Below are 14,783 nucleotides of genomic sequence, written 5' to 3'. Positions count from 1 at the left end.
GGAGCTAAAACGAGTTCCTGGGGGCGATTTGAAACCGTGGAAACTCCTATTCTGACGAATGGAGTACACTTGATTCTCGATTCGGAAACAGCTTTACATTGGGATCCTTGTACAAAGGTTGATTATATCTGTAATACGACAAGAATGGTGGTGCTGAAAGATAAAATAACCGGTAAAATGCGTAGTTTTGTGATGATATTCGTAGGTTCCTACGCTTATCTGAAAAATACTAGAAACATGATAAAGAATAGCTATTTATATCGTGAGCCTGATTATGATGGCTTGGTTTTATTTTATGCTATTAATGGTTTCTTTATCAATGGCTGGAGATATTCTGATGGTAAAATAGTAGGCTATCTTTCGCCTTCCTGCAATACGCAGGCAGAATCTTTCGTTTCTACGCGTGGTGTGCAACAGGTGTGTCACGATATTTGTACCACAGAATATAGCTATAATTGTCATGATGAATATGTATTGGTTGGGGGTGATATGGAAACTGGGCTTATTTATGATACAGTTACATATTGTGATCTTGTTCCATATGAAAGGTGTTATCGGGAATGTGAATTTGTGGATGATGGTAAAGTGGATCCCAATAATCCTTATCCGCCGGGTGGAGCAGGAAATCCGGAAGATCCTAATAAACCAGTGGTTGAACCTACTTATGTAACTCCTATTAAATATACGCCGAGTAGTAGTGACCATCTGGCAAAGAAAAAGTTACCAACAACTATGACTACTCAACTGCCTAATGGTTGTGTTATTGCTGTAATGGAATATGTTGATAATAAGGTTTTTAATGGGAAGTTAAATCAGGGTGATTTGTTGCAATATTATTATACACAACATGGCTTAAATATTTATAATATCGGGGTTGATTTAGATAAAATAGATGGGCTCGTTGATTGTTTTTTTAGAACTACAGATTTTCTTACTTATAGGTCTGCTATAGATGCAGGTTATGTAGTGATGACTGATATATATAGCTCAATATCAAATTCTACACATAATATTCTTATTGTAGGGTATCGGTCTGGCAGGAATTTAATTTATATGGATCCAGAAAAAGGAGAATGGAATGTTGTATCTGAATCATCTTTGGTTAAAAACTATAACATTGTTATTACTGGAGTAAAATAATTATTTAAAACTATAGTTATGAATGAATTTAAATTAAAAATGATAATTTCATTTATTTGTGTATACCTATTTGTATATACAGGAAAGGCTTTTGGACAAGAACGAACTACTCTCAGTCTTTTGGCAAATAAAGAATGGATTATGCAGTTTCCTGAGAAACAAAATTTCTCTTATAAATTAACATATGACACACATACACAAACTTATACTTTTATTTATCGTGACGGTGGGTATGTAGATAAAGTGCCTTATTATTTGTCAGATGAAGTTGCTAGTAACTTTGATTCCACAAAAGTTGGTAAATGTGAATGCGGTAAATATATTATTACACTTATAACTCCTAAAAATGAAAAGAAAAGAGTTTTAGTTTATGAAATATTGGATTTGTCTGCAGTTTATTTAAAGGTGAGGAGTTTGTCTAACAATAGTATTCTTCAGTTCAAAGTTGAATAATATTTATTACATTTATTTGTGATAATAGAAATGGGAGACATAAATAAAACTTTTCGCACTCAGGAGATCGAAACCCATGCTTTGTGTAATGTAAACATAGAAACACAAGACTCCGAGTTTGCATCTATAATGAGGTCTTCAGGATGTGGGAAAAGTACATTATTGAATATCCTTGTATTAGATGATAAGACCTAATATTATAATGAATAATGTAAATATATAACAATGATTTTTTAATAAAAACCGATCGTATTATGAAGAAAAGGATTTTGTGTTTTTTGTTTCTTGTGTGTACGTTCATTATTGTTCGTGCTGATGGTGCCGATTCACTGGCCTTGACTCCTCCTATGGGATGGAATAGCTGGAACTGTTTTAGTTGCGATGTCAATGAACAGCAGATACGGGATATGGCAGATCTGATTGTTGCGAATGGTATGAGAGATGCAGGCTATACCTATGTGAATGTTGATGACTGCTGGCAAGTGGGTCGCGATGCGGATGGGAATATTGTGGTTGATTCAGTACGTTTTCCTTCCGGTATAAAAGCATTGGCAGATTATATACATTCCAAAGGATTGAAGTTTGGTATTTATTCTTGTGCAGGGTCATTGACTTGTGCCGGACGTCCGGGAAGTCGTGGCTATCAGTTTCAGGATGCCCGTACCTATGCTGAGTGGGAAGTGGATTTCCTGAAGTATGACTGGTGTTTTGATGAGGCTCAAAGTCCTCAGGGAGCTTATCGTACTATGCGTGATGCTTTGAAAGCCAGCGGTCGTCCCATTGTATTCTCTATTTGTGAGTGGGGAAGTAGCAAACCGTGGACATGGGCAAAAGGAGTAGGACATTTGTGGAGAACTACGGGGGATATTATCAATGCTTTTAAAGGTACGGTACACTGGGGAGGATGTAGTGTAGTGGATATCATTGATAAGAATGCAGACTTATATCCTTATGCCGGTCCGGGACATTGGAATGATCCTGATATGTTGCAGGTAGGTAATGGGGTACTCACTACTGAGGAGAATCGTTCACACTTCACCATGTGGTGTATGTTGGCGGCTCCACTGTTGGCTGGGAATGATTTGCGGACCATGGATAAAGAAACACAGGCTATCCTGATGAATAAAGACGTGATAGCTGTGAATCAGGATAAGTTGGGTATACAAGGACGTCGTTACATGAAAATAGAACAATATGAAATCTGGGTAAAACAGTTGTCTAATGGAGAAGCTGCTGTATGCTTTTTCAATCGTGATGAGCAACCATGGACATTTGAGTATAAATTTGGAAAAGACAAATCTCACCTTCACTTTGCAGATATCAGACTCTGGGAATTGGAATATGATGTATACGATATCTGGAACAAGAATAAATATCTTGGAACTTCCAGCGATAATCTAAGTTTCAAGGTTCCTGCACATGGCGTTGTATTGGTAAAGTTGGCTCCTAAAAATAAAAAATGAATATAGATAAAAAATGATTGTGATGAAAAGATTTTTATTCAGTGTAATATGTATGCTTTTGGCTTTTGCCGGATTTGCCCAGGAACAAATCGCGATAAAACATGGCCCGTATCTTCAGAACCTGAAAGAGACGGAAACTACTATTGTATGGGTGGCTAATAAAGCTTCTGTTGGTTGGGTGGAAGTGGCACCCGATGATGGTACAAGCTATTACCGCTTTGAACGTTCCAGGTTTTTTGATTCTACGAATGGGGTGAAGAATGTTTCGGAATTGCATGCAGTTCGTATCACCGGTCTTAAACCTGAAACCAGCTATCGCTATCGTATTTACTCCCAGGAGGTTCTGGAACGTAAAGGAGAAGAAATCGTTTATGGCAATGTTGCAGCTCCCAGTATTTATGATAAGCGTTCATTGAAATTTACGACAAATGATCGTAATAAGCCGGCAACCTCATTTATTATGTTGAATGATATTCATGGTAATACGGATTATATTCCGAAACTGCTGAACAATGCCGGTTTTAAAGAGACGGATATGATCATCTATAATGGTGATATGATGAATTGGCTGATGGATGAAGAAGACCTGTTCAAAGGCTTTATGGATGTTACCGTAGATTTGTTTGCTACTCATAAACCTATGTATTACGCCCGTGGAAACCATGAAACACGTGGCTTGTTTGCTGCTTCTTTTCAGCACTATTTCTCCCCTAAGGAACCGCACTTGTATTTCTTGTTGAGACAAGGTCCGGTTTGTTTCATTTTTCTGGATACAGGTGAGGATAAGCCCGATTCTGATATAGAGTATCACGGCATTACAGACTATGATAATTACCGTACTGAACAAGCTAAATGGCTTTCTGAAATTGTGAAATCTCCTGATTTTTTGGATGCGAAGTTCAAAGTGGTCATCGCCCATATGCCACCCCTGCCTGATCAGGACTTGTGGCATGGACAAGGAGAAGTTTTGGAAAAGTTTGTCCCCATCCTGAATGATGCGCAGGTGGATGTTATGTTAAGTGGGCATCTGCATCAATATTTTAATAATAAGCCGACTGATAAAGTTCACTTTCCGGTTATTGATAATTCCTCAAATACAGTACTTAAAGGAGTAATAGAAGGGAATCAACTGAATATGGAAGTGAGGAATATGAATGGAGAGGTGATAGATAAAATTTCTATTATGGCAAAGTAGTGAATCATTTTACTTTAAATCTATGAATAGCATGAGTTTTGTATCAAAAAGTTTTTTTAGTTTCTTATTGTTTGTATGGGTGTGTGGAGCAATGATGGCTGAAAGTATTACTTCACCGAATGGAAATCTTCATTTAGATTTTACTGTAAATACACAGGGAGAACCGGTATATCAGCTTTTCTATAAAGGTAAGGCTGTAGTGAAACCTTCAAAATTGGGCTTGGAATTGAAAGATGATCCCGGACTGATGAGTAATTTTACATTAACCGGCACTGAGACTTCAACTTTTGATGAAACCTGGAAGCCGGTGTGGGGAGAAGTAGCGCAGATTCGTAATCACTATAATGAACTGGCTGTGACTCTGGAACAGAAAGTTCAGAATCGTAATATGATTATTCGTTTCCGGCTTTACAATGATGGTTTAGGATTCCGGTATGAATTCCCCTTGCAAAGAAATCTGAACTATTTTATAGTGAAAGAAGAACATACCCAGTTTGCCATGACTGGCGATCATCTTGCCTTTTGGATACCGGGTGACTATGATACACAGGAGTATGACTATACTGAGTCTAAATTATCGGAAATACGGGGTTTAATGGAAAGTGCCGTAACGGTAAATGCTTCACAATTCGTATTTTCTCCTACAGGGGTTCAAACCTCCTTACAGATGAAGACGGATGATGGTATCTATATCAATTTGCATGAAGCCGCTTTGGTCGATTACTCCTGTATGCACCTCAACTTGGACGATAATAATCTGATATTTGAGTCCTGGTTGACACCTGATGTCTTGGGTAACAAAGCTTATATGCAAGCTCCTTCTAAAACTCCCTGGCGTACTATTATAGTCAGTGATGATGCACGGGATATTCTGGCTTCAAAACTGACTTTGAATCTAAATGAACCTTGTGCTTATAAGGATGTCTCTTGGATTAAACCGGTGAAGTATATCGGCGTCTGGTGGGAGATGATTACAGGCATGAAGTCATGGAGCTATACAGATGAGTTGCTTGCTATGAGATTCGGTGAAAACGATTATACGAAGATCAAGCCAAACGGCCGTCATGCTGCCAATAATGAGAATGTGAAAAGATATATCGATTTTGCAGCCGAACATGGCATGGATCAGGTCTTGGTGGAAGGTTGGAATGAAGGTTGGGAAAGTTGGGGAGGAAGTTCCAGAGATTTTGTCTTTGACTTTGTTACTCCTTATCCTGATTTTGATGTAAAGATGCTGAATGATTATGCCCGGAGTAAAGGAGTAAGATTGATGATGCATCATGAAACGTCGGCTTCCGTTCGTAACTATGAACGTCATCTGGATAAAGCTTATCAATTTATGGCAGATCATGGTTATAATTCCGTGAAAAGTGGATATGTTGGTGATATCATTCCTCGTGGTGAGCATCATTACGGGCAATGGATGAATAATCATTATCTATATGCAGTGAAGAAAGCTGCTGAGTATAAAATCTGTGTAAATGCCCATGAGGCAGTACGTCCTACCGGCTTGTGCCGTACTTATCCGAATCTGATAGGTAATGAGTCTGCTCGTGGTACTGAGTTTGAACCTTATGATGGGAATAAACCCTTTCATACTACATTGCTTCCTTTTACCCGTCTAATAGGTGGCCCGATGGATTATACTCCCGGTATTTTTGATATCTGCCTGACATTCCTGAATCGTGAGAATCATGGTCAGATTCATACGACTCTGGCTAAGCAACTGGCTTTGTATGTCACTCTTTACAGTCCGTTGCAGATGGCGGCTGACCTGCCGGAAAGTTACGAACGTCATTTGGATGCTTTCCAATTCATTAAAGATGTTGCTGTTGATTGGGATGACAGTAAGTATCTTGAAGCTGAACCGGGCGATTATATAACCGTAGCTCGTAAAGCTAAAGGTACAGGCAACTGGTTTGTGGGTGGCATTACGGATGAAAATGCCCGTGTCTCTACTTTTACCCTAGACTTTCTGGAACCCGGAAAAGAGTACGTGGCAACGCTGTATGCTGATGCTAAAGATGCTGATTATGAAAAGAATCCTACTGCATATCAGATAAAGAAAGGCATTGTAACCAATAAGACTAAAATATCTGTAAAGATGGCATGTAGTGGTGGATTTGCTTTGAGTTTGATTGAGGCTATGGCAGTAGATAAAAAGGCTGTGAAGAAATGGAAGTAAAGTGGTGAAAGAAACAATTTCTTTGCAGGAATCTTTTTATCTTTGCATATCCTAATAATTAATATCTAAGTATGAAAATGAAAAGATTAAAACAGTATTTGTTGTTAATTACTATTCTGGGAGGATTATCAATCAGTGAGGCATATGCTCAAAAGAACAATTTTGCCAATTTAGCTCGTTATGCAAAAGAAAACGCTGCACTTCCAAAGCCCGTAAAGAAAGAGAAAAGAGTTGTCTTCATGGGGAATTCCATTACGGAAGGGTGGGTGAGAACTCATCCGGACTTCTTTAAAACAAATGGCTATATAGGCCGCGGCATCAGTGGACAAACCTCTTATCAATTCTTATTGCGTTTCCGTGAGGATGTTATTAATCTTTCTCCGGCTTTAGTAGTCATAAATGCCGGAACTAATGATGTTGCTGAAAATGTAGGTCCCTACAATGAAGAGTATACATTTGGAAATATTATTTCTATGGTAGAGTTGGCTAAAGCAAATAAGATAAAAGTGATTTTAACTTCTGTGCTACCGGCAGCAACCTTTAAATGGAGACCGGAAATAAAGGATGCTTCTCAGAAAATTCAATCATTAAATGCCCGTGTAGCAGCGTATGCAAAAGCAAATAAGATTCCTTACGTGGATTATTACCAGGCGATGGTGTTGGATGAAAATGGAGCATTAAATCCTCAATATACGAAAGATGGAGTACATCCGACAAGTGAAGGGTATGATATAATGGAACCAATTATCAAAAAGGCTATTGAAGATACGCTTTAAAAGGATAGATAACTCACAATAAAAACCTCCTTTCTCAATTACCATAACAGGATGAGAAAGGAGGTTTTCTTATTTATCAATTCTACTTATTTATCAGTTCGACAACTCCGGATTAGCGGCTATCGCTTCTCTTGGAATTTGAATTGTATAACGCGAATCATCCTGTTCCAATACATAGGTTCCTCCCTTGAGCACTTTCTCAATACGGGGGCGGGTGGTACGGCGTAAGTCGAACCAGCGATGTCCTTCAAAAGCTAATTCACGCGCACGTTCATCCAGAATCTCCTGTATCAGGGCTTCCTTGTTCATTGCGTTCACGGCAGTTGCTTTTACTGTATATGCTTCTGGTGTATAGCGCTTCTGCATTAACTCCAGCAATCGGGTGCGTGCCTGAGGCAATTTATCCGATTGGGCTGCTGCTTCTGCCGAATTCAGGTACATTTCTCCCACCCGGAAAGAACAACGGAAATCATCTTTTCCGCTTTTTTGGCTGAAGCGATAACCATTCTTGTCGGCAGGTTTGAAATAAGCGTCCAGACGTAAATCGCCTTCTTTGTATAAAGAAGCTAAAGCTTCTGATAGAACAGCAGCCTGTGTGTAGTTAGAGGACATACCGCGTTCTAATGCAGTAATATTTTCTACAGACTGATAGTTGTTGGGCAGGGTATAAGTTTCTGCATTGAAATCTTCCAATGTATTCTTTTCAGCAAGTATCGCTTCGGCTGCCTGATATGCACTGTCCCATTGTCCCATATATAAATATAAGCGGGCACGGAGAGCTTTTACAGATAAGGTTGTGAAACGATAAGAAAATTTCTGTTCCCAGGATTCTTTGTTAATCAGTTTCTCAGCCTCGTTGATGTCTGCAATGACCGCTTCATAAATCTGTGCAACGGTATTCTTCTTCAAGATTTCATTGATATCGCTATTCAGCTTAAGCGGCACAGCTTTTGTTTCTAATGCTCCCGGTCGGGTATAGGGCTGTCCGTAAAGATTCACCAACAGGAAATGCATGTAAGCACGGAGCAGATAACATTCACCAATCAATTGGTCGATGTCCTCTTCGCTCCCTTCATTGATGGATTTCCACTCTTCTATGGTATAGTTGACAGTGAACATGATGCTATAGAAGTTTTTCCACTCAAAGGCAGTGGTTTGTCCCGGTGCGCTGAAGTCATCCCAGCACTCAATTTTTCCATAACGATCCTGTTCCCAACTATCATCTTTCACATACAGTTCGTCCGAACGAAAACAGGCGAGTCCTCTGGCATCGGGAACGGTCTTATAGGCTGTGGCAATCAGTGCTCTGTACTCAGCTAAAGTCTGGGGGATCACCTTTCCCGTAGGTTGAATGTCAAGCATATCACAAGCAGTCAGCAATACTACGCTGCTCATCAATAACATTATATATATCTTTCTCATTGTTTTAACTCTCTATAAAATTAAAAATTCAGGTTCAGGCTTAGTGTAACAGACTTCGGAGCCGGGGTTGCATACGCGTTGGACATCGTTTCCGGATCAAGATAATTCTTGTAACTTGAACCGAATACTAATAAGTTACGTCCTTCGATGGCAATTGTAGCGGAAGTCATACCTAATTTGCGGCTGAAATTAGTAGGCAATGTATACCCTAAACGGATGTTTTGGAGTCGCACGTAGTTCAGGTCTCTGATCCAGATATCCAGGTTACGGTATATTTCATTTTGGTTTGAATACCACATATATTCATCCAGGCGTTCATTCTGGCTCAGCAGAACAGGAAAGATTGTTTCCGTGTTTTCCGGAGTCCATCGGTTCAGGATATCGCGGTTTGTATTACGTCCTTTATCAAAGTCAACGATAGAGTAGGTGGGTTGGCTGCGCACTTTTCCACCGAAGTCGAAGCTGAAGTTGACACCCAGTTCAAATGCTTTGTATGTGAAAGTATTATTGAAACCACCGGTATAAGGGCAGTCGGCTGTACCTACATAAGTGTAAAGTTCACGGCGTTCGCGGGCTGTCAGGTCAGTTGCTCCGAATCCCCATTCCTGCAATTTAAAGAACTCCATGGCTGATACGGTTTCACCTTCCTTGTTTTGGAACATGGGGTATCCTTCTTCGTCCAGACCGGCTGTTTTCAATGCGAACAATGCTCCTACGGGGTATCCCTCGCGACCTGGCTCTATGGCGTCTTCACGTAGTGCTTCTTTAAGTACCTTATTGTTATTGTATGCAAAGTTGAAGTTGGTAGTCCACATAAAGTTCTTTGTATGAATGTTACGTGTACTCAGTCCGATTTCAACACCTTGGTTCTGCATACTGGCCCAGTTGACGGTCAACATTTCAAAACCTGTTTCCAGTGGAAGCATTTGGGTTCCAATCAAGTCTACGCCCTTACGATAATAATAGTCTACGCTCAGATTGATAGCCTGATTCAATACTGCAAAGTCGAATCCGGCATTTACTGAATGGGTTTTCTCCCAACGCAGTTTCTTGTTCGGTGCACCGGAAACGTCAATCATATCTTCTGATCCTCCCGGTAGGATATTTTCAATTCTGTAGTTACCCAGAAGGTAAGGAGAGGTGTTCTTGTCAATGTTTCCCTGCAAACCGTAAGATGCACGGACTACCAGATTGTCTATCCATTTGGCATTTGCCATAAAAGGTTCCTGAGAGATACGCCACAAACCACTGACTGAATATAATGGCAGATAACGGTATTTCTTGTCTACACCAAAAAGGTCGGAACCGTCAAAACGGATACTACCTCCTACTGTATAACGATTCAGTAATGAATATGATAGGGTTGAGAAAGCAGATACGTATGCATTTTCAATGTGAGCCTTTTCATGCAATTTAAAGGCTTTACTCTCTTCAGGGAAAATAATCGGTTTTGTAGTCATTGTTTTACGGTCGAAACCATAACCGGCACTGTACAGTTTGTCTTCCCAAGTCTTACGGATCTCTGTTCCTACCATCATTTCAAACTCATGGATATCCTTGTATGTATCGCGATATTCTCCCATTGCTTTCCAAGTGACTTGGGAAAGAGAATTCTCATTGGCTTTATGAAAACCACCTTCCGGCAGATAGGTCACACCATTCTGACGATGGTTCTTCTTTTCCTTACGCATAGCAAAAGATTCCCCATCGGCTATTTTTTCGATAGATGTCTTGTCGAGTTGCAGACCGAGTTGGGTAGTGATCTTGAAGCGGTCATCAAATCGTAATTCAGCATCAAAGATAGAAGAAAGTCCGTTGATGGTGGTTTCATTAGTTACATTTCTCCGTTCTTCAAAAGGATTGAAACCAAAGTCCATGTCTACATCATTCTCTACATCAATATCGTAGTTATAGTTGCCGTTTGCATCAAAGGGTGTGAAATAAGGATTAGCCAGGCGAGAATAGAACAATGGATTAGTTAAACCATCTGTATCCGGCAAATAAGTAGAGTTCTTACGGCGATTGGCAAACATGGAAGCACCGACTTTCAATATGCTGTTCACCTTATAGCTGGTCTTCATCACTAAATTCAAACGTTCGGCAGATACATTGGGAATATTACCGTTTTCTTTCATATATCCGAAGGAAGTGTAATAAGTTGCCTTTTCGCTACCACCGGAAAGAGACAAGTTATACTCCTGTGTAAATGCATCACGGAAGAGGATATCACTCCAGTCCGTATTTGTTGCCTTTAGTCTATTGATTGCACCTTGAGCATTGGAAGACAAAGCGTTCCAACCTCCATCTTTGAAGTTTTTGAGTTCTCCCAGTCCTGAGATAATGCGATATACCTCACCTTTGGTCTCTCTGTAAGGGTATCCGGATTCCAGCAAGTCAAGTTCCAGACCAACTTTTTCTTCTGAATTAAGTAGATTCAAGCGGTCTATATTCAACTTAGGAGAATATGTCAGCTTGGAGGAGAAGTTAATAACCGGTTTTCCGACTTTACCTTTCTTTGTGGTAATCACAATTACACCGTTAGCTGCACGGGCACCATAGATGGCAGTTGCGGCAGCATCTTTCAGAACGGTGATATTATCGATATCGGCAGGATTCAGACCGGCAATAGCGGTTTGACCTATGTTATCGATGTCTTTCAATACTTCCATATTGGGAATGTTCGTTCCTTCCAATGGAATACCGTCCAACACCCACAAAGGATCTTGCGTACCATTCAGAGAGGATGTACCACGAATACGGATTTTGGCAGGAGCACCCGGAGTACCGGAAATGTTGCTTACGGAAAGTCCGGCAATCTGTCCGGCCAATGCCTGGTCTATACTCTTGGTTGCACCCATCATCTGGTCCGAGATGTCGATTTTTGACACAGCAGCCGTCAGTTTACGGCGTTCTACTGTCTGATATCCCGTTACAACTACCGCGTCAAGCATATGAGCGGAAGGTTGAAGAGTGATGTCATATTGTTTTTTGCCCGGAATGAGTTTTATTTCCACTACATCATAACCAACGTAGCTGCAATAAAAGCGGGTAATGCCATCCGGAATTGAAATAGAGAATTTACCGTCGATATCCGTAATGACACCAATAGTCGATTGATTATTCCCGTTTTTCTTCAGATCATCAGCCGTCACATAGACAGAAGCGCCTATGAGAGGCAAGTTATCCTCAGAAGAAATTACTACACCCTCTACTTGTCGCTCTGCGGCAAGGGCGTAAGTGAGTGTTCCTATTAGTAATAGGAACACGACAGATAAGCGTCTTTTCATCCGTTAAAATAATAAAATTAATACTTAAATTGAAAACTGGTTTTAAAGCCCTAATGCTGTGTTGATACGGAGAATCATATCTTTATAATGATATTTGGTTGCCACATCCGATGTTCCCAGACGACTCTGGAGTAAATCCTTGATGCGGAGCAATTCCCCTCGTTTCACGGAAATGGCATCTGAGATGCGATTCAGCTGGGAACCGTAAAAGTTCAATTCGCGGCGGGCACCCATACGATCTGAATCCAGTGCGCGGTGGGCATGCTCGTCACAACTGCAAAGGGGGATTTGGTTATCCAGCAGGAAGTGGTTATCCATTAATTTTTTGTTGATTTTGACTCCTTCGCTTTCGGCAGCAGCTGTAATCAAGGCATCTACAAAGTTTTTCTGTAAGGTACGTGTCATGACATCAGGTAGTGCACCCCGCTCCGTGGTTGCGAAGATACTGCGGTGTAAACCGTCCATCAATTCTACGGCTGTGAAAGCCTTTTTACCATTCACTGCTTCGTTTTCGAGCATACGTACCAGGCGGTTATTGGATAAGAGGTCCCAAAGAATATAAGATTGGGCATTCTTCAATACTTGTGTCGGTGCATTTTCTACTATGCCCAGCGGAGTGTTGCGAAGCAAATAGGTATATTCACCCACTTCTGTGTCGAATAACCACTTCGGGTAAGTCAATACTTCATCAAGCAAGAATTTCAAAGCGGCCTGCTGCTTTTCCTTCTCTACAAAAGTGTAAGTTTTCTGACCGTCACCTACCACTGTATTTTCCATATAGATACCCCCTATGTTGGCAAGTACATGGTATAGATAATTATTCCATTGGTTGATCACTGCATAATATAAACGTGAAGCTTCTTCATACGTTTGTCCCTTCTCTCCGGTAGTTGTCCATTTGATAATTTCGGGAACAATCCGTTTCAGGTTTGCAATGCCATACTGGGAAGAACGTACGGCATCATCACCCAGGTCTTCATTCTGTGCACGCGGATCTACGGCATCACGTACATCCTGCGCCTCACTGTATTTATAAAGACGGTCTGTATGGCGGCTCAGGAAATCATAAAGCAAATCTTTTTCTTCCTCCGGAGTTTCTTTGCCATACCAGCGATAACCGTATTCAATGGCAAAAAGATCGTAAGGACCGATATGCGGTGAGAGTGCAGTTATTCCGTCACCGGGTTGTGCCACGTAGTTGAAACGGGCATAATCCATGATGGAAGAAGAGGTAGAGTTCATCCGGTCGGTAAATGACTTGGAACGGAGTGAATCCGTGGGAAATGCCCATGACCCCATCATGTTATGACGCAATCCTAAAGAGTGGCCTACTTCATGGCAGGCTACAAAACGCATGGCGTCACCCATCAGTTCATCGGATAACTTGATGCCGCGTGCTTCCGGACGCACAGTACCTGTCTGTACGGTAATCCATTCCTGAAGCATATTCAGTACATTGTGCCACCACATGATGTCCGCTTCCAGAATTTCTCCTGAACGAGGATCCAGAATGGAAGGACCCATCGCGTTTGCCTTGGTTGAGGCTGCATAAGTCAGTACGGAATAGTTCACGTCGTCCATGTCTACCGTCATGCTGTCCGTAATATCTTTGGCGATGATGGCGTTCTTGAAACCGGCACGTTCAAAGGCAACCTGCCAGTCTTCGATACCTTGTTTGATGTATTTGCGCCAACGATACGGTGTGGAATTCTCTATGTAGAATACAATCGGTTTAGCCGGTTCCACCAACTCTCCACGCAGATAGCGCTCGCGATCTTCCGGTTTCGGTTCCAGACGCCAGCGGGTGATGAACTGCTGTTTGCTAACCCGTTGTTGTCCGTCGCTATAGCTAAGCAAAGGATTGGTGAAGTAGCCTACACGGGCATTATCCAGGCGACCGGTCATCGGTGTTTCCGGCAGTAACATCAGTGACGAACTTACTTCGACAGTTACATAGATGGAAGTCGTTCCTTCAGTCACCTTCGTTGTCAGTTCGGACGTAGCCACCACATTATTCTCGAATGACTTGATTGAGAGAATGCGTGACAGATTCTTGATGGAAGAGGTTCCCAGATTTATATTGGTAAATACATTGTTAATGCTTGTCTCTGTGCCATCATAAATATCATTCACTTTGATAACCATGGTGGTAGAGTCATTATTGAATGCCTCGATCTTGAAGCCGGCTATCAATGGAGAAATATAATTATCACGTACCGACTGGCTGATGGCATCTTCGGCAGGAGCGAGGGGAAGAGGGCGGCTTTGACGAATCAGCAACTTGTTTGTTGCTTTATCCAGTTCGAAGCGCACCATTTGGTTTTCATAATTGGTGCCGCGGTTCACTCCGGCCTCATTCAGTTCGGAAGGGACACGTTGGAGCTTGTTCACTACCAGCATGTCTCTACCCAGCAGGTTCGTCGGTACCTCAAAATAGTAATCGTTCTTTTTCTGGTACACATTGAACATACCACGGCGAATGGTGCTACCGTCTCCGGTCAGTTTCTCGTACTCGTTTTTTGATTTAACACTGTCGTTAGGTTCACTTTTCTTTTTCTTTCGGAACCATCCCATAGAATCGGGCGTAGAATTTACAGCATGCACTATAACAGGCTCACACATGAAAGCGCCTGTAGCCACTGTAGTCAGCAAAATTGTTTTAAGTTTCATCAGTTATTATCAATTATCATCATGCCCCCTCTCTACTCTATAGAATAGGGGACGACAAAGATAGTAAAACTATCTATATGAACAGATAGCTGCAATTAGTTTTGACGTTTTTTCTTTTATAACTCAAAGAGTCTTTCAATTATAAAAAAACAGTATCAGTTAGAGTTTATGCTCATTCTTTAACTGATACTG

The 14,783-nt window shown here is 41.1% G+C and carries 9 protein-coding genes; 6 read left to right on the top strand and 3 right to left on the bottom strand.

Features of this window, described 5'->3' with window-relative positions:
• The 6 genes from DW036_RS19120 to DW036_RS19095 form a co-directional block, all read left to right on the top strand.
• The coding region (locus DW036_RS19120; RefSeq protein ID WP_187374641.1) for a C39 family peptidase at positions 1 to 1,140 on the top strand (1,140 nt) is incomplete at its 5' end.
• Between the two features lie 18 nt (positions 1,141 to 1,158).
• Positions 1,159 to 1,593: a hypothetical protein gene (locus DW036_RS19115; RefSeq protein ID WP_118465790.1), complete on the top strand. Its 435-nt coding sequence runs from the start codon at positions 1,159 to 1,161 to the stop codon at positions 1,591 to 1,593.
• Positions 1,594 to 1,847: 254 nt separating this feature from the next.
• The gene (locus DW036_RS19110) at positions 1,848 to 3,056 is read left to right on the top strand and encodes a glycoside hydrolase family 27 protein (RefSeq protein ID WP_118465789.1); all 1,209 of its coding nucleotides are present in this window, start codon (positions 1,848 to 1,850) and stop codon (positions 3,054 to 3,056) included.
• A 22-nt stretch (positions 3,057 to 3,078) separates the two neighbouring features.
• Complete coding sequence (locus tag DW036_RS19105) at positions 3,079 to 4,251, top strand: FN3 domain-containing metallophosphoesterase family protein (protein ID WP_118465809.1); 1,173 nt, start codon at positions 3,079 to 3,081, stop codon at positions 4,249 to 4,251.
• A gap of 31 nt (positions 4,252 to 4,282) precedes the next feature.
• A complete protein-coding gene (locus tag DW036_RS19100; protein ID WP_118465808.1) occupies positions 4,283 to 6,436 on the top strand; it encodes a glycoside hydrolase family 97 protein in 2,154 nt (717 codons plus the stop codon).
• A 71-nt stretch (positions 6,437 to 6,507) separates the two neighbouring features.
• Positions 6,508 to 7,212: an SGNH/GDSL hydrolase family protein gene (locus tag DW036_RS19095; protein WP_118465788.1), complete on the top strand. Its 705-nt coding sequence runs from the start codon at positions 6,508 to 6,510 to the stop codon at positions 7,210 to 7,212.
• Positions 7,213 to 7,305: 93 nt separating this feature from the next.
• Here the strand turns inward: DW036_RS19095 and DW036_RS19090 are convergent, their stop codons facing one another.
• From DW036_RS19090 to DW036_RS19080, 3 genes are read right to left on the bottom strand one after another with little or no spacing between them, the layout of a single operon-like run.
• Positions 7,306 to 8,634, bottom strand: a complete 1,329-nt coding sequence (locus DW036_RS19090) for a RagB/SusD family nutrient uptake outer membrane protein (protein ID WP_118465787.1) — start codon at positions 8,632 to 8,634, stop codon at positions 7,306 to 7,308.
• Between the two features lie 20 nt (positions 8,635 to 8,654).
• Positions 8,655 to 11,921: a SusC/RagA family TonB-linked outer membrane protein gene (locus DW036_RS19085; protein WP_118465786.1), complete on the bottom strand. Its 3,267-nt coding sequence runs from the start codon at positions 11,919 to 11,921 to the stop codon at positions 8,655 to 8,657.
• Between the two features lie 42 nt (positions 11,922 to 11,963).
• Positions 11,964 to 14,591 carry a zinc-dependent metalloprotease gene (locus tag DW036_RS19080; protein WP_118465785.1) on the bottom strand — a complete coding sequence of 876 codons (2,628 nt, stop codon included), beginning with the start codon at positions 14,589 to 14,591 and terminating at the stop codon, positions 11,964 to 11,966.
• Between the last annotated feature and the right edge of the window lie 192 nt (positions 14,592 to 14,783).

This window comes from Bacteroides sp. AF39-11AC, from assembly GCF_003474285.1.
Classification (GTDB): Bacteria; Bacteroidota; Bacteroidia; order Bacteroidales; family Bacteroidaceae; genus Bacteroides.
The sequence above is the reverse complement of the archived record's forward strand: the minus strand, read 5'-3'. Positions and strand labels throughout refer to the sequence as shown.